Here is a 15407-nt window from a genome sequence, read left to right as displayed (position 1 = left end):
CCGGGGTCGGAACGCGGTGTCGGGGAGCGGGGTGACGAGCGCACCCTGGGGCTGTCGCAGCACACCGCGGAGCACGCCATGACCACCATGCGGAACCCCACCGCCGACCGGTACGCCACCCTGCCCGACCGCGCCCTGGCCGCCGTGCTCCGCGCCGAGGACACCGCCGAGGAGCACCACGGCCTGGACCCCTTCGAGCGGATCAGCTGCCGACTGCACCGCCGCTGGATCCACCAGTGCGTCCACTCCCCCACCCACGTCGTCGCCATCACCGGCCACCGGTGGTGCCGCGACTGCGAATGCCCCGCCTCCATCTCGGTCGACGAACTGCTCGGCGACGTCGTCATCCGCTGCACCGGCTGCCTGCGCGTCCCCACCACCGCCGCCACCCGCCAACTCGTCCGCGCCTGCCGGGCCAGCCTCGCCGCGGCCACCGCCTGAGGACGCAGGAGGCAGGCTTCGCGGCCCGGAGTGCTCGCCGGGCCGTGGCGGCCGTCATCGCGGGACCGCCGGTGGTGCCGGAACGACCTCGCCGACCACCGCACCCGCCGGGATGCGGCCGATCCCGGAGCGCCAGGGCCCACGGGCAGCGGAGCAGGACTACTAGCCCAGGTAGGACGTTGTGCTCTGTTCCCACCGGTTTCGCCCGGCGGACGCTGAACACGATCCGGACAGGAGGGAACGACATGAAGCGTCGACAAATGCCGCTCTACGCGATCGCGTTGGCGATCCTCGTCGTGGGTCTGGCGTTCACCGGGGTGCCGGTGCAGACGATCCTGGTGGGGCTGCTCGTGCTGGCCTGCCCGCTGATGATGCTGTTCATGATGGGCGGCCACGGCGGCTCGGACCGGGAGGTCGGCCGCTCCGACGAGCACCGACCCGGCCCGACCTCCGGGCAGCGTTAGCCGGGAGGCCACGATGGGCATGAGTGCACACGCCGTCCGGGCAGAAGCGCTCGCTGCCACGGCGCTCGGTCTGTTCTCCGCGTCGGTCGTCGGCCTGGCGCACCTCGGGCAGCAGGCCGTGGACGACTGGCCGTGGCTGGTGCTGATCCTGACCGGGTTCGGCACCCAGGTCGGGTTGGACCTGGACGTGGCCGCCACGGCGCGGCTGCGCTTCACCACCCCCGTTCCCGCCGGTGCGGCGGTCGAGTCGCGGATCACCGGCCAGCCGGCCGACGCCATCGCCACCTGGACCGCGCCATGACCACCACCCAGGACACCCCCACCGGCACCGGGACGTCGCGGACGCCCACCGAACCCGTGCTGCGCGCTTCGGGGATCGGGAAGGGCTACCGGCGCGGGGTCTGGCCGGTCCGGCGGACCATCCGGGTGCTGCACGGCGTGGACTTGGTGTTGAGGCCCGGCGAAGTGGTGGGTCTGGTCGGTGAGAACGGGTCGGGCAAGTCCACGCTGATGAAGGTGCTGGTCGGCGCGCTGCGCCCGGACGCGGGCACCGTCACCGTCACCGGCCGGCTGGGGTACTGCCCGCAGGAACCGGTCGTCTACGAGCGGTTGACCTGCGACGAGCACTTCGAGCTGTTCGGCCGCGCGTACCGGATGACCCGCGACGCCGAACGCGCCTCCCGCCGCGCGCTGTACGCGGCCCTGGGGTTCGAGCGTTACGCGAGCACCCGCGCCGACCGGCTCTCCGGCGGCACCCTCGCGAAGCTCAACCTCGGCCTGGCGCTGCTGGCCGACCCGGACGTGCTGTTGCTGGACGAGCCCTACGCGGGGTTCGACTGGGACACCTACCTGCGGTTCTGGGACCTGGTGGCACAACGGCGGGCGACCGGCCGCGCGGTTCTGGTCATCAGCCACTTCGTCGCCGACGAGGAGCGCTTCGACCGCATCGTCGCGCTCCGCGACGGCAAAGCGGTGTCGCGATGACCACGGCACCGTGGCTGGACATCGGGGTGCTGTCGCGCCGGTTCCTCGACGACCACCGGCGCAACCCGGTCAACGTCCTGGTGCTGGTCCTGGTGCCGGTGGTGTTCGTGGTGGTCGCCGCCGGACCGATGGCGGACGCGGCGACGTTGCTGGGTGGCACCGGGTTGTCGGTGGAGACCGCCACCGCGGGCTGGGCGGCCGGGTTCCTGTCCGCGACCGCGATGTACTTCCAGACCCGCGCGGCACGCGCCGCCGACCGCCGCCTGGTCCTGGCCGGCCTGCCCGCCGCGCGGCTGGTGGCCGCCCGGCTGCTGACCGGTCTCGCGCTGGCCGTCCTCGCGTCGTCGGCCGCCCTGCTCGCGCTGGCGGCCCGCGCCGGGATCGACGACCCCGGCCGGGTGGTGGCCGGCACGGCGATGGTCGCGGTGGTCTACCTGGCCATCGGCGCGCTGGTCGGGGTCGTGGCGCGCAACCCGGTCAACGGCACGGTCGTGATCCTGTTCGTCTGGATCGTCGACGTGTTCTTCGGCCCGGTGCTGGGCTCGGCCGACCGCGTCGCGACCCGCGGCCTGCCCACGCACTTCGTCACGCTGTGGACGGTCGACCTGCCCTCCCGCCACGGCGGTCGGCTCGGCGACCTCGGCTGGGCCCTGGCCTGGACGGTCACCGCCGTGGCCGTGGCCGCGCTCGTGGTCACCGCCACCACCCGAACCGCCCGGCCCAGCCCGCCACCGACCCGGGTCGGGACCGGCCTGCGGCTGGGCCTGCGCGACCACCGCCGCAACCCCGTCCTGTGGGCGCTGCTGCTGGTCGTGCCGGTGGTGTTCATCTGGCTGTCCAAGGTCGTCACGCCCGGCGAGACCACCTCCCTCGCCCTGGTGGAGGACGGGCACCCGGTCACGCCGACGTTCTGGCTGCCCGACGTCCACGCCGGCACCATGACCCCCATCGCGATCGCCTCGCTGGCCGCCCTCGCCGGTTTGTTCGTCGTCCTCGACGCCCGCGCCGGGGACCAGCGCCTGCTCCTGGCCGGGTTCCCCGTCCCCGCCCTGCTCACCGCGCGCCTGGGCGTCACCGCCGTCGCCGTGCTGCTGAGTGCCGCCGCCTCGCTCGCCGTGACCGCCGCGGTGTTCGACGCCCGCCAGTGGGTCGCCTTCGCGGGCGCGAACCTGCTGCTCGCGGCGATCTACGCGCTGGTCGGCGTGTGCCTGGGACCGGTCTTCGGGCGGGTGGGCGGCGTGCTGATCGCCTTCCTCGTCCCGTTCCTGGACCTCGGCATCGGCCAAAGCCCCATGCTCCGCACCGAACCGCCGATCTGGGCGCACGTCCTGCCCGGTTACGGCCCGTACCGCGTCCTGCTCGACGGTGGCCTCACCGACCGTTTCGACGCCACCATCCCGCTCCTCCTGGGCCTCGGCTGGCTGGTGGCCCTGGGGCTGCTCGCGGCCCGGCTGTTCCGCGGGACCGCGTCGTGAACCCCGTCGACCGACGCGGCGCGCGTACCGGCCGCAACCGCCCTCGCGGCACGCACGTCGTCCACCAGGGGGCGGACAGCGGCTGGTGACGCTCAGCGATCCGAGGGTGGGCGAAGTCGAAGCGGCACGCTCCCGGAGCGCAGATCCGCCCCGCCCCCTGCCCATCCGGGAGGGACAGCGGGTCGGGTTGCACGGCGTCCCTCGGCTACCGCACCTGACCGGCAGGCGCCGGCGACCTCGGACGTGGCCAAGGCCGCCGGCGCCCCCTGAAGACCCTGCCGCACGGGGACCTCCGACTCTGCGACGCCACCCCCGCACCCCGCCACCATCGGCAGCGAGAGTCGGGAGGGTGGTGCGGGCGTGGCCAGGCTGGTGGAGCGCATCGAGGTGCACGGGACGGTGCAGGGAGTCGGGTTCCGGCCGCACGTGCACCGGCTGGCCGCCGAGCTGGGTATCGACGGGGACGTGCGCAACGAGGACGGCCGGGTGGTGATCACCGCCTCCGGGGACTCCGCCGACCTGCGGGAGTTCCGCAGGCTGGTCCGGGAGCGTTCGCCGGCCGTGGCGCGGGTCGAACGGGTCGAGGTGTCCGCGCTGCCGCCCTCCGCCGCGCCGCCGCCCGGGTTCGTGGTGCGCGAGAGCCGCGCCGGGACGGCGGCCGGGCCGCGGTCGGTCCCGCCGGACCTGGCGACGTGCCCGGCGTGCGTGGCCGAGCTGTTCGACCCGGCCGACCGCCGCTACCGCTACCCGTTCGTCAACTGCACCGACTGCGGTCCGCGCGCGACGATCGTCGACGCTCTGCCCTACGACCGGGTGCGCACGTCCATGCGCGGGTTCCCCCTGTGCGCCGCGTGCGCAGCCGAGTACCACGACCCGTCCGACCGCCGCTTCCACGCCGAGCCCATCGCCTGCCCCGACTGCGGTCCCGTGCTGTCGTGGGGCGCGCTGACCGGAGAAGACGCGTTGCACGCGGCCGTCACCGTCATCGCAGACGGCGGCTTGGTGGCGCTGAAGGGCATCGGCGGCTACCAGCTGGTGTGCGACGCGGCCGACGAGACCGCGGTGCTCCGCCTGCGTGAGGTGAAACGACGACCGCGCAAGGCGTTCGCCGTCATGGTGCCCGACGTCGACCACGTCCATCGTCTGTCCTTCGCGGACGAAACCTCCGCGCTGTCTTCGGCCGCCGCGCCGATCGTGCTGCTGCCCCGCCGCCCGGATGCGGGACTCGCCGCGTCGGTCGCCCCGGGCCTGGCCGAGCTCGGCCTGTTCCTGCCCCACAGCCCGCTGCACCACCTGCTGCTCGCCGCACTGGCGCGGCCCCTGGTCGTCACCAGCGGCAACCGGTCCGGCGAACCGATCGTGATCGCCGACGTCGACGCGCTCGCCACGCTCGGCCCCCTCGTGGACGGCGTCCTCACGCACGACCGGCCCATCCGGTCGCGTTACGACGACTCCGTGGTGCGCGGTCGGGCGGTGCTGCGCCGGGCGCGGGGTCTCGCACCTGAACCGCTCCCCCTGCCGACGCCGGTGCGCGGACCCGTGCTCGCGGTGGGGGCACAGCTCAAGCACACCACCGCGCTGGCCGTCGGCGACCGAGTGTTCCTCGGCCCGCACACCGGCGACCTGGCCGACGCGGCGACCTTCACGGCGTTCGAGGAGACCGCCGCCGCGCTGGCCCGGACGCAGGGCGTGGCGCCGGAGTACGTGGCGCACGACCTCCACCCCGGCTACCTGTCCACCCGCCATGCGCGCCACTGGCCCGCCGAGCGCCGGATCGCGGTGCAGCACCACCACGCGCACGTGGCCGCGACGGCGGCCGAGCACGGCGTGCGGGACCGTTTCATCGGTGTCGCCTACGACGGCTTGGGCTACGGCGACGACGGCACCCTGTGGGGCGGCGAGGTGCTGCTCGCGACCTATCGCGGCTACCGGCGGGTGGGCCGGGTCGGCACCGCGCCGCTGCCCGGCGGCGAATCGGCCGTGCGTCACCCGGCCCGGATGGCGCTGGGCTACCTCTACGGCGCGGAGGACTTCGGGACCCACCTCGACAGGTGCTCAGACGCGCCACGAGCCCGGGTCGGTGAGCTGCTGGAGCGGATCGGCGCGCGGGAGGCCGAGGTCGTGCGGCGGATGGTGGCGCGGGGTGTGCACAGCCCGGTCGCCTCCAGTGTCGGGCGGCTGTTCGACGCGGTGGCGGCGCTGCTCGGGCTGTGCGACGACGCGACCTACGAGGGTGAGGCCGCGGTGCTGCTGGAGGCGGCGGCGCACGGGCAGCCCGACACCGGGCCCGCCCTGGCGTGGCGGCTGCACCGCCGCGACGGGCTGTGGGTCTACGACCCGGTGCCGACGCTGCGGGACGTGGCCACCGCGACCGACCCGCCCGCCGTGGTCGCGGCCCGGTTCCACGCGGCGGTCGCCCAGGCCACCCGCGCGCTGGTCGAGCAGGCCGCCGACGCCTCCGGCCTGCACACCGTCTGCCTGGGCGGCGGGGTGTTCCAGAACCGGCGGCTGACCGACGCGGTGGTGCGTGACCTGGACGACGCCGGTTTCGAGGTGCACGTGGGACAGCGGGTACCGGTCAACGACGGCGGCATCAGCTACGGACAGGCCGCCATCGCCGCGGCCCGCTTGGAGGGATGAGATGTGCCTGGGGATACCAGGACGGGTCGTGGACGTCGTGGACGGCGAGCCGCGCACCGGCACCGTGGACTTCGACGGTCTGCGGCGGCCGGTGTGCCTGGCCTACGCGCCCGAAGCGGACGTCGGTGACTACGTGATCGTGCACGTCGGCTTCGCGATCAGCGTGGTGGACGAAGCCGAGGCGGAGAAGACCCTGGCGGTGCTGCGCGCCATGCCCGACGCGCTGGCGAACGAGCTGGGGCCGTCGTGAAGCACCTGGACGAGTACCGCGACCCCGTGCTGGCCCGCCGCCTGCTGACCGAGCTGCGCGCGACGGCGACGCGGCCGTGGGCGCTGATGGAGGTGTGCGGCGGGCAGACCCACACGATCGTCCGGCAGGGCATCGACGAGCTGCTGCCCGCCGGGATCCGGATGGTCCACGGCCCCGGCTGCCCGGTGTGCGTGACCCCGCTGGAGACCGTGGACAAGGCCATCGCCATCGCGTCCCGCCCCGGCGTGGTGTTCACCAGCTACGGCGACATGCTCCGGGTGCCCGGCACGACCGGGGACCTGGTGGGGGTCAAGGCGCGCGGCGGTGACGTGCGGGTGGTCTACACGCCGCTGGACGCCGTGCGGATCGCGCGCGAGCACCCCGACCGCGAGGTCGTGTTCTTCGCCGTGGGGTTCGAGACCACCGCGCCGGCCAACGCGATGGCGGTGCTGGAGGCCGCCCGCACCGGGGTGCGCAACTTCTCCGCGCTGGTCAGCCACGTGCTGGTGCCGCCCGCGATCACCGCGATCCTGGACGCGCCGGACAACGAGGTGCAGGGGTTCCTGGCCGCCGGGCACGTGTGCGCGGTGATGGGCTGGACGCAGTACGAGCCGATCGCCGCCCGCTACCGGGTGCCGATCGTGGTCACCGGGTTCGAGCCGCTGGACCTGCTGGAGGGCATCCTCCTGGCGGTCCGGCAGCTGGAGGACGGGCGCGCGGAGGTGGAGAACCAGTACGCGCGGGCCGTGCGGCGTTCCGGCAACACGGCCGCGCAGGACGCGATCGGCCGGGTCTTCCGGATCATCGACCGTACGTGGCGCGGCGTCGGCCCGATCCCGGCCAGCGGGCTCGCGCTGGCGGAGGAGTTCGCGGAGTTCGACGCTGAGTCCCGGTTCGCCGTCGGCGAGGTCACCGCGCGCGAGGCCCCGGAGTGCATCGCGGGCGACATCCTGCGCGGCACCAAGCTGCCCACCGACTGCACCGCCTACGGGCGCGCGTGCACACCGCGAAACCCCTTGGGCGCGCCGATGGTGTCCAGCGAAGGCACCTGCGCCGCGTTCCACAACGCCGGACGCGGATTGGAGATGTGATGACGACCTGTCCCCTGCCCCACGAGGAGACCGAACGCGTGCTGCTGGGCCACGGCTCCGGCGGGCGCCTCATGGCCGAGTTGATCGACGACGTCATCGCCCGCGAACTGGGCACGCACGGTCCGCTGGAGGACGCCGCCCTCCTCGACGGCACCGATCTCGTGGTGAGCACGGACGGGTTCGTGGTCACGCCGAGGTTCTTCCCCGGCGGCGACATCGGGTCGCTGGCCGTGCACGGCACCGTGAACGACCTCGCCATGCGCGGCGCGCGGCCGATCGCCCTGACCCTCGCGTTCGTGGTGGAGGAAGGGCTGCCGATCGAGGAGCTGCGCCAGGTGACCCGGTCGGCGGCCAAGGCCGCGCAGGACGCCGGCGTGCCGATCGTCACCGGGGACACCAAGGTCGTGGGCCGGGGCGCGGCGGACGGGCTGTACGTGACGACCACCGGGATCGGCGTGCGGCTGCCCCGAGCACGACCCTCGGCGGCGGCGGGCGTGGTCGGGGACGTGGTGCTGCTGTCCGGCCCGATCGGCGCGCACGGCACGGCGATCCTGAGCGCGCGCGAGGACCTGGGCTTCGAGGCGGAGATCGTCTCGGACAGCAGGCCGCTGCACCGGCTGGTGGCGGCGATGGTCGAGGCGGGCGGCCGGGACGTGCACGTGCTGCGCGACCCGACCCGGGGCGGCCTGGCCAGTGCGCTCAACGAGCTGGCCGAGGCGTCCCGGGTCGCCGTCGAGGTGGTGGAGGACGACGTGCCGGTGCCGCCCGCGGTCGCAGCGGCGTGCGAGTTGTTGGGGCTCGACCCCTTCCACGTGGCCAACGAGGGCTGTCTGGTGGCGTTCGTCGCGCCCGACAGCGCGCCGGCGGTGCTGGCGGCCATGCGCGCCCGTCCCGAGGGCGCTCAGGCCCGTGTCGTCGGCCGGGTGCTCGACGGACCGGCGGGCCGGGTCACCGCGCGCACCACCATCGGCTCGACCCGGATCGTGGACATGCTCATCGGCGAACAACTGCCCCGCATCTGCTGACCGGGGACCCGGGCCGGCAGGGACCTTCGCCACTGCTCGCGCCCCGCCGCTCACGCGAGCATCGGGACAACGGTCAGGCGGAGCTGGGAGGAAACGACATGGCGGTCAGGGTGGGCATCAACGGGTTCGGTCGGATCGGGCGGGACGTGCTGCGCTGTGCCGTGGACCGGCACGACAGCGGCATCGAGGTGGTCGCCGTCAACGACGTCACCGCGCCCGAGACGTTGGCGCACCTGCTGGCGTACGACTCGACCTACGGCCCGTGGCGGCGCGAGGTCGACGCCGGCGCGGACCGCATCACCGTCGACGGCCGCACGCTGCGCGTCACCACCCACGCCGACCCGGCGGAGCTGGACTGGGGCGCGCTGGGCGTGGACGTCGTCATCGAGGCCTCCGGCCGGTTCCGCACCCGCGACTCCGCCGGCGTGCACCTGGCGCGCGGTGCCCGCAAGGTGGTCATCACCGCGCCCGGCAAGGACGTGGACGCCACGATCGTCTTGGGCGTCAACGAGGACGCCTACGACCCGGCCACCCACCACGTGATCTCCAACGCCTCCTGCACCACCAACTGCGTGGCGCCGATGGCGTCCGTGCTGCACGAGGCGTTCGGCATCCGCGAGGGCCTGATGACCACGATCCACAGCTACACCAACGACCAGTCCTTGTTGGACAGCCCGCACAAGGACCTGCGCCGCGCCCGCTCGGCCGCGGTCAACATGATCCCCACTTCCACCGGCGCGGCCAAGGCGGTCGGCCTGGTCATTCCGGCTCTCGCGGGCCGCCTGGACGGCCTCGCGGTGCGCGTGCCGGTGGAGGACGGCTCGCTGACCGACCTCACCGCGGTGCTGGAGCGGCCCGCGTCGGCCGAGGAGGTCAACCGGGCCTTCGCCGAGGCCGCGGACGGCCGTCTCAAAGCCATCCTGCGCTACACCACCGCACCGGTCGTCTCCCGCGACATCATCGCCGACCCGGCCTCGTGCGTGTTCGACGCCCAGCTCACCAAGTCCACCGGCGGCATCGTCAAGGTGTTCGGCTGGTACGACAACGAATGGGGCTACGCCAACCGCACGGTGGACCTCGCCGACCTCGTGGCCCGGACGCTGCCATGACCGCCGTCCTGGACCTCGCGGGCCTCGACGCCCTGATCGCCGAGCTGCGGTTCACCGGGCACGTCGTGGTCGGCCCGGTGCTGCGCGACGACGCCATCACCCTCGCCGAGGTGGAGTCGGCCGCCGACCTGCCCGCCGGGTGGGGCGTCGAGACCGCGCCGGGCCGCTACCGGGTGCGGCGGCGGGCCGACGACGCCGTCTTCGGCCACTCGGCGGGGCCGTTGTCGTGGAAGAACTTCCTGCACCCGCCGCGCCGGGCACTGGTGAGCAGCGACGGCGAGGAGTTCCGCACGATCGCCGAACCCCGGCCGCGCTACGCGTTCCTGGGCGTGCGGCCGTGCGACCTGGCCGCGATCGGCAAGCTGTGCCAGGTGCTGGGCGACCGCGCGCCGTTCGTGGTGGCCGCCGAGTGCACCGAGCCCGGCGGGGTGTGCTTCTGCGCCTCGATGGGGTGCGGGCCGGCCGCGGGTCCCGGCTACGACATCGCCCTCACCGAACAGGTCGACGCCGACGGGCACCGGTTCGTCGCCGTCGCGGGCAGTCCGGACGGGCGGTTCCTGCTGGACTGGCTGTCGCCCCGGCCCGCCGAGCCCGAGGAGGTCGCCGCCGCGCGGTCCGAAGTGGACACCGCGGCCCGGCGCATGGGCCGGGCGATGCCCGAGGTGGACCTGCGGGACCTGCTGGCCGCCAACCGCGAGTCCGCCCACTGGGAGGACGTGGCCGAGCGCTGCTTCACGTGCGGCAACTGCACGATGGTGTGCCCCACGTGCTTCTGCGTCACCGTCGAGAACACCACCGACCTCACCAGCGGCGTCGCCGAACGCGGCGAGCGGTGGGCGTCCTGCTTCGAGATCGGTTTCTCCCACCTGCACGGCGGCCCGGTCCGCACCTCGCCCGCCGCGCGCTACCGGCAGTGGATGAGCCACAAGCTCGGCACGTGGCACGACCAGTTCGGCACGTCGGGCTGCGTGGGCTGCGGCCGGTGCGTGGTCTGGTGCCCCGCCGGCATCGACATCACCGCGGAAGCCGCCGCACTGGCCGGAGGTGCGCCATGACCACCGACATCGCCCACCTGGAACTGTTCCGCACGCTGGAGCCCGCGCACCGGGAGCTGATCGCCGCGTCGGCCGTCCACGAGAACCACCCGGCGGGCACCCGTCTGTTCGACGAGGGGCAGACCGCCGAGCACAGCTGGGTCGTGCTGTCGGGCTGCGTCGCGCTGGACGCGACCGTACCCGGCCGGGGCACGGTGACCATCCAGGGCATCGGACCGGGCGAGCTGCTCGGCCTGTCCTGGCTCGTCCCGCCCTACAAGTGGCACTTCGGCGCGACCGTGGTCGCCCCGGCCCACCTGGCCCGGCTGGACGTGGCGCGGCTGCGCACCGCCGCCCAGGAGGACCCGGCGTTCGGCTACCGGCTGTCGCTGGTGCTGGCCGACGCCCTGCTGCACCGCCTCCAGTCCACCCGCTACCGCCTGCTCGACCTGTACCGGACCCCGTCGTGACCGACCCCTGGCTGCCGGTGGCGCACCGGGTCGTGCGGCGCGTCGAGGAGACCGCCGACACGGCGACGCTCCGCCTGCGCCCCGTGCACGACCCGCTGCCGCCGTTCCGGCCGGGCCAGTTCGCGATGCTCTACGCCCACGGCGTCGGCGAGGTGCCGATCTCGGTCAGCGCGATCCCCGGGAGCGGCGACCTGGTGCACACCGTGCGCGCGGTCGGCGCGGTCAGCCGCGCCCTGCACGGCGCGGAGCCGGGCACGGTGCTGGGCGCACGCGGCCCGTTCGGCACCACCTGGGAACCGCACGGCACCGAGGACCTGCTGGTGGTGGCGGGCGGCATCGGCCTGGCGCCGCTGCGGCCGGTGCTGCGGCACGCGCTGGCCCACCGCGACCGCTACCGGCGGGTGGTGCTGGTCGTCGGCGCCCGCACGCCGGCGGACCTGTGCTACCGGGACGAGTTCGACCGGTGGGCGGCCGAGCTGGAGGTCGTGACCACGGTCGACCACGGCGCACCGGGCTGGACCGGTCGCGTCGGGTTCGTCACCGAGCCGCTGGCCGTGCTGCCGCTGGACGCCCCGCACACCACGGCGCTGCTGTGCGGGCCGGAGCCGATGATGCGCTTCAGCGCTCGCACGCTGATCACGCGGGGCGTGCCGCCCGACCGCATCCAGGTGTCGCTGGAACGCAACATGCAGTGCGGGACCGGCCGGTGCGGGCACTGCCAGCTCGGGCCGCTCCTGCTGTGCCGGGACGGCCCCGTGGTCGCCTACCCGGTGGCCGAGGAACTGTTCGCGGTGAAGGAGCTGTGATGGACCGGCCCACCCTCGCGGTCTGGAAGTTCACCTCGTGCGACGGGTGCCAGCTCACCCTGCTCGACTGCGAGGACGAGCTGCTCCCGCTCACCGAGCGCGTCGAGATCGCCCACTTCCCGGAAGCCACCCCCCGCACCCGACCCGGACCCTACGACGTGTCCATCGTGGAAGGTTCGGTCACCACGCCCACCGAGGTCGAGCGCATCCGCTGGATCCGCGAGCAGTCCCGGGTGCTGGTCGTCGTCGGCGCGTGCGCCACCTCCGGCGGCATCCAGGCGCTGCGCAACCTCGCCGACGTGGACGAGTTCCGGTCGGTCGTCTACGCCTCGCCCGAGCTGATCGACACGCTGGCGACGTCCACGCCCATCTCGGCGCACGTGCCGGTGGACTACGAGCTGCGCGGCTGCCCCATCGACCGCGGCCAACTGCTGGAGGTGCTCACCTCGTTCCTCGCCGGCCGCGCACCGGACCTGCCCGACACCAGCGTGTGCACCGACTGCAAGCGGCGCGGCCTGACGTGCGTGATGGTCGCGCACGGCACCCCGTGCCTGGGTCCGGTGACCCACGCGGGGTGCGGCGCGCTGTGCCCGGCCGTGCGACGCGGGTGCTATGGCTGCTTCGGCCCCATGAACGGCCCCAACGTGCCCGCGCTGATCCCGCTGCTGCGCCGCCACGGCATGGGCGAGGGCGAGCTGGACCGGGTCTTCCACACCTTCACCACCGCCGGGGAGTGGACATGACGCACCGCTCGAACCGCACCCTGCGCGTGGCGGGCCTGGCCCGGGTCGAGGGCGAAGGCGCGCTGCGCGTGCGGACCGCCAACGGCCGCGTGGACGACGTGGAGCTCGACATCTACGAGCCGCCCCGGTTCTTCGAGGCCTTCCTGCGCGGCCGGTCCCACCGCGAACCGCCGGACATCACCGCCCGCATCTGCGGGATCTGCCCGGTGGCCTACCAGATGAGCGCGTGCCTGGCGATCGAGGACGCCTGCGGGGTGCAGGTGCCCGCGCCGGTGCGCGCGTTGCGCAGGCTGCTGTACTGCGGCGAGTGGATCTCCAGCCACGCCCTGCACATCCACCTCCTGCACGCCCCGGACTTCCTGGGCCTGCCCGACGGCATCGCGATGGCCGCCGAGCACCGGCCCGTCGTGGAACGCGGCCTGGCCTTGAAGAAGGCGGGCAACGCGATCATGGACCTGGTGGGCGGCCGGGCGATCCACCCGGTCAACGTCCGCGTCGGCGGCTTCTACCGCGCGCCCACCCGCGCCGAGCTGCGTCCCCTGGCCGAACAGCTCCGCCACGCGCTGGACGACGCGCTCGCCACCGCGGCCTGGGTGTCCACCTTCGACTTCCCCGACCTGGACGTGCCGCACGACCTGATGGCGTTGCGCGACACCGAGGGCTACCCGATCGACCGGGGCGTCCCGCACGTCTCCACCGGCGCGTCGTTCCCCGTCCCGGCGTTCAGCGAGCACGTCGTGGAGCACCAGGTGCCGCACTCGACCGCGTTGCACGCCCGGCTGGACGGCGAGATGTACCTGGTGGGACCGCTGGCCCGGTACAGCCTCAACGCCGACCGCCTGTCCCCCGCCGCCGCGGGTGCCGCCGCCGACGCCGGGCTGGGACCGGTGTGCCGCAACCCGTTCCGCAGCATCGTCGTGCGGGCCGTCGAGGTCGTGTACGCGGTGGAGGAGGCGCTGCGGCTCATCGCCGACTACGAGCCGCCGGAACCGGCGGCGGTCGAGGTCACCGCCCGCGCCGGGGTCGGCCACGGCGTCACCGAGGCACCGCGCGGCCTGCTGTACCACCGGTACGAGCTGGACGCCGCCGGGCTCGTCGTGTCCGCCGACATCGTGCCGCCGACCTCGCAGAACCAGTCCGCGATCGAGGACGACGTGCGGCAACTGGTCACCAGCTACCTCGACCTGGACGACCACGCCCTGGTGTCGCTGTGCGAACGGGCGATCCGCAACTACGACCCGTGCATCTCCTGCTCGGCGCACTTCCTGGACTTCCACCGGGAGGACCGGTGAACGCCGTCGTGGTGGGCGTGGGCAACGAGTTCCGGCGCGACGACGGCGTCGGGCCGGCGGTCGCCCGCGCGGTCGCCGCGCACGGGGTACGGGCCGAGGTGACCGACGGCGACCCGGTGCGGCTGATGGAGGCGTGGGGTGAGGCGGACCTGGTGGTCGTGGTGGACGCACTGCGCTGCGTACCGGCCACCCCCGGCCGCGTGCACCGGGTGACCTTGGACGGTGCCGTGCCCTCGGCGACCAGCTCGCACGGGTTCGGCGTGCCCGAGGCTGTGGAACTGGCCGAGGCCCTGGACCGCCTGCCGCGCCGGCTCGTCGTGCTGGGCGTGGAGGTCGCGGAGGTCGGGTTCGGCCCGGACCTCACACCCGCCGTCCGGGCCGCCGTACCCGGGGTCGTGGCCGCGGTCCTGGACGAACTCCGGCTGGGAGGTGCGCTGTGAAGGGTCGGATCCCGTTGGGCGCCTGGGCGGGTGTGCCGGTCGGCGCGCACTGGTCGGTGCTGGTGGCGGTGGTGCTGGTGACGCGGACCGTGGCGGTGGTGGTGCTGCCGAGCGCGGCGCCGGGCCGACCGGCGTCGCTGTACTGGGTGGTCGGCGCGCTGGTGGCGGTCGCGTTCTTCGCTTCGCTGGCCGCGCACGAGCTCGCGCACACGGTGGTCGCGCGCCTGCACGGCGTGGGGGTGCGGCGGATCGACCTGTGGCTGCTCGGCGGGGTGTCGCAGCTGGAGGGGCGACCTCCCTCGCCCCGCGCGGACTTCCTGATCGCCGTGGCCGGACCGGTCACCAGCGCGGTGGTGGCCGCCGGGAGCGCGGGCGTGGCGGCCCTCGTGGCCGCGCTCGGAGGTGGCGACCTCGCCACCACGGCCGTCCTGTGGCTCGCGTTCGCCAACGGCGTGCTGGCGGTGTTCAACCTCCTGCCCGCCGCGCCGTTGGACGGCGGCCGGGTGCTGCGGGCGCTCGTGTGGTGGCGCACCGGTTCGCGGGCGCGCGGCGAGCGGACAGCGACCGACGCGGGGCGCGGCTTCGGGTTCGTGCTGCTGGTCGGAGGTCTCGTGCAACTGGTCCTGGGCTCGGGCGTCGGCGTGTGGTGGATGCTGATGGGCGCGTTCGTGCTCGCGTCCGCCGGCGCGGAACGCAGGCAATCCGTGGTCCGGGAGGTGCTGGGCAGCACCCCGGTGGCCACCGCCATGCGCGCCGACGTCGCCGTGGCGCCGGGGTGGTGGACCGTCCAGGCCTTCCTGGAGCAACGCGCCCGCCAGGTGCCCCAGCGGGTGTTCCCGGTCGTGTCGTTCGACGGCGACCTGGTGGGCGTGACCAGCCTGCCGGCGTTGGCCGAACTCCCCGAGCAGCGGCGGCTGACCACCCGCGTGGCCGACGTGTCCCGACCGCCGACCGCCATCGCCGACCCCGACGAGCCCCTGGCCGACGTGCTCACGCGCGCCCGGCTGTCGAGCAGCCGGGACGTGGTGGTCGTGGTGCGCGACCACCACGTGCTGGGCGTGGTGTCGGCCCACGACGTCAGACGCGCCGTCGAACTGGCCACCGCCGGCGTGACCGGGGGATGACCGTTCCACCCGGACGAAC

The 15407-nt window shown here is 74.2% G+C and carries 17 protein-coding genes; all 17 read left to right on the top strand.

The window, feature by feature from the left end; genetic code table 11:
• Window positions 1–78 precede the first annotated feature (78 nt).
• Complete coding sequence (locus tag DFJ66_RS38955; protein WP_246030098.1) at window positions 79–441, top strand: hypothetical protein; 363 nt, start codon at window positions 79–81, stop codon at window positions 439–441.
• Window positions 442–686: 245 nt separating this feature from the next.
• Window positions 687–905 (top strand): DUF2933 domain-containing protein, encoded by a 219-nt coding sequence (locus tag DFJ66_RS38950; protein WP_121229334.1) that lies wholly within the window; start codon window positions 687–689, stop codon window positions 903–905.
• Window positions 906–924: 19 nt separating this feature from the next.
• Entirely contained in the window at window positions 925–1206 is a 282-nt protein-coding gene (locus tag DFJ66_RS38945; RefSeq protein ID WP_147459506.1) for a hypothetical protein, read from the top strand.
• A complete protein-coding gene (locus tag DFJ66_RS38940; protein ID WP_121229328.1) occupies window positions 1203–1889 on the top strand; it encodes an ABC transporter ATP-binding protein in 687 nt (228 codons plus the stop codon). Before DFJ66_RS38945 ends, DFJ66_RS38940 begins: the two co-directional genes overlap by 4 nt.
• Window positions 1886–3364 (top strand): ABC transporter permease, encoded by a 1479-nt coding sequence (locus tag DFJ66_RS38935; protein WP_121229325.1) that lies wholly within the window; start codon window positions 1886–1888, stop codon window positions 3362–3364. The genes DFJ66_RS38940 and DFJ66_RS38935 overlap by 4 nt, the downstream gene beginning before the upstream one ends.
• Window positions 3365–3724: 360 nt before the next feature.
• Window positions 3725–6004 carry a carbamoyltransferase HypF gene (gene hypF / locus DFJ66_RS38930; protein ID WP_121229322.1) on the top strand — a complete coding sequence of 760 codons (2280 nt, stop codon included), beginning with the start codon at window positions 3725–3727 and terminating at the stop codon, window positions 6002–6004.
• Between the two features lies 1 nt (window position 6005).
• Window positions 6006–6254: a HypC/HybG/HupF family hydrogenase formation chaperone gene (locus DFJ66_RS38925; RefSeq protein ID WP_121229319.1), complete on the top strand. Its 249-nt coding sequence runs from the start codon at window positions 6006–6008 to the stop codon at window positions 6252–6254.
• Window positions 6251–7345, top strand: coding sequence for a hydrogenase formation protein HypD (gene hypD, locus DFJ66_RS38920; protein WP_121229316.1), 1095 nt, complete (start codon window positions 6251–6253; stop codon window positions 7343–7345). The genes DFJ66_RS38925 and hypD overlap by 4 nt, the downstream gene beginning before the upstream one ends.
• Window positions 7345–8370 carry a hydrogenase expression/formation protein HypE gene (hypE, locus tag DFJ66_RS38915; RefSeq protein WP_121229313.1) on the top strand — a complete coding sequence of 342 codons (1026 nt, stop codon included), beginning with the start codon at window positions 7345–7347 and terminating at the stop codon, window positions 8368–8370. The genes hypD and hypE overlap by 1 nt, the downstream gene beginning before the upstream one ends.
• A gap of 98 nt (window positions 8371–8468) precedes the next feature.
• Window positions 8469–9479 carry a type I glyceraldehyde-3-phosphate dehydrogenase gene (gene gap, locus DFJ66_RS38910; RefSeq protein ID WP_121229310.1) on the top strand — a complete coding sequence of 337 codons (1011 nt, stop codon included), beginning with the start codon at window positions 8469–8471 and terminating at the stop codon, window positions 9477–9479.
• A complete protein-coding gene (locus DFJ66_RS38905; protein WP_121229308.1) occupies window positions 9476–10534 on the top strand; it encodes a 4Fe-4S dicluster domain-containing protein in 1059 nt (352 codons plus the stop codon). The genes gap and DFJ66_RS38905 overlap by 4 nt, the downstream gene beginning before the upstream one ends.
• Window positions 10531–10983: a Crp/Fnr family transcriptional regulator gene (locus tag DFJ66_RS38900; RefSeq protein ID WP_121229305.1), complete on the top strand. Its 453-nt coding sequence runs from the start codon at window positions 10531–10533 to the stop codon at window positions 10981–10983. The genes DFJ66_RS38905 and DFJ66_RS38900 overlap by 4 nt, the downstream gene beginning before the upstream one ends.
• Window positions 10980–11789, top strand: a complete 810-nt coding sequence (locus tag DFJ66_RS38895; protein WP_121229302.1) for an FAD/NAD(P)-binding protein — start codon at window positions 10980–10982, stop codon at window positions 11787–11789. The genes DFJ66_RS38900 and DFJ66_RS38895 overlap by 4 nt, the downstream gene beginning before the upstream one ends.
• Window positions 11789–12532, top strand: coding sequence for an NADH-quinone oxidoreductase subunit B family protein (locus DFJ66_RS38890; RefSeq protein WP_121229299.1), 744 nt, complete (start codon window positions 11789–11791; stop codon window positions 12530–12532). Before DFJ66_RS38895 ends, DFJ66_RS38890 begins: the two co-directional genes overlap by 1 nt.
• Window positions 12529–13824 carry a Ni/Fe hydrogenase subunit alpha gene (locus DFJ66_RS38885; protein ID WP_121229296.1) on the top strand — a complete coding sequence of 432 codons (1296 nt, stop codon included), beginning with the start codon at window positions 12529–12531 and terminating at the stop codon, window positions 13822–13824. The genes DFJ66_RS38890 and DFJ66_RS38885 overlap by 4 nt, the downstream gene beginning before the upstream one ends.
• Window positions 13821–14264: a hydrogenase maturation protease gene (locus DFJ66_RS38880; RefSeq protein ID WP_121229293.1), complete on the top strand. Its 444-nt coding sequence runs from the start codon at window positions 13821–13823 to the stop codon at window positions 14262–14264. Before DFJ66_RS38885 ends, DFJ66_RS38880 begins: the two co-directional genes overlap by 4 nt.
• The gene (locus DFJ66_RS38875; protein ID WP_121229290.1) at window positions 14261–15388 is read left to right on the top strand and encodes a site-2 protease family protein; all 1128 of its coding nucleotides are present in this window, start codon (window positions 14261–14263) and stop codon (window positions 15386–15388) included. Before DFJ66_RS38880 ends, DFJ66_RS38875 begins: the two co-directional genes overlap by 4 nt.
• The last annotated feature ends 19 nt before the right edge of the window (window positions 15389–15407 follow it).

The sequence above is a fragment of the Saccharothrix variisporea genome (assembly GCF_003634995.1).
GTDB classification, from domain to species: Bacteria; Actinomycetota; Actinomycetes; order Mycobacteriales; family Pseudonocardiaceae; genus Actinosynnema; species Actinosynnema variisporeum.
Note: the sequence above shows the minus strand (reverse complement) of the source record. Positions and strands in the feature narration are given on the sequence as shown.

What these genes read in the sequence shown, in the direction of transcription:
- DFJ66_RS38935 (WP_121229325.1), top strand. Translation starts at nt 1,886, where the DNA reads ATGACCACGGCACCGTGGCTGGACATCGGGGTGCTGTCGCGCCGGTTC.
- hypE (WP_121229313.1), top strand. Translation starts at nt 7,345, where the DNA reads ATGACGACCTGTCCCCTGCCCCACGAGGAGACCGAACGCGTGCTGCTG.
- DFJ66_RS38925 (WP_121229319.1), top strand. Translation starts at nt 6,006, where the DNA reads ATGTGCCTGGGGATACCAGGACGGGTCGTGGACGTCGTGGACGGCGAG.
- DFJ66_RS38885 (WP_121229296.1), top strand. Translation starts at nt 12,529, where the DNA reads ATGACGCACCGCTCGAACCGCACCCTGCGCGTGGCGGGCCTGGCCCGG.
- DFJ66_RS38900 (WP_121229305.1), top strand. Translation starts at nt 10,531, where the DNA reads ATGACCACCGACATCGCCCACCTGGAACTGTTCCGCACGCTGGAGCCC.
- DFJ66_RS38890 (WP_121229299.1), top strand. Translation starts at nt 11,789, where the DNA reads ATGGACCGGCCCACCCTCGCGGTCTGGAAGTTCACCTCGTGCGACGGG.
- DFJ66_RS38950 (WP_121229334.1), top strand. Translation starts at nt 687, where the DNA reads ATGAAGCGTCGACAAATGCCGCTCTACGCGATCGCGTTGGCGATCCTC.
- DFJ66_RS38940 (WP_121229328.1), top strand. Translation starts at nt 1,203, where the DNA reads ATGACCACCACCCAGGACACCCCCACCGGCACCGGGACGTCGCGGACG.
- DFJ66_RS38955 (WP_246030098.1), top strand. Translation starts at nt 79, where the DNA reads ATGACCACCATGCGGAACCCCACCGCCGACCGGTACGCCACCCTGCCC.
- DFJ66_RS38945 (WP_147459506.1), top strand. Translation starts at nt 925, where the DNA reads ATGAGTGCACACGCCGTCCGGGCAGAAGCGCTCGCTGCCACGGCGCTC.
- DFJ66_RS38905 (WP_121229308.1), top strand. Translation starts at nt 9,476, where the DNA reads ATGACCGCCGTCCTGGACCTCGCGGGCCTCGACGCCCTGATCGCCGAG.
- gap (WP_121229310.1), top strand. Translation starts at nt 8,469, where the DNA reads ATGGCGGTCAGGGTGGGCATCAACGGGTTCGGTCGGATCGGGCGGGAC.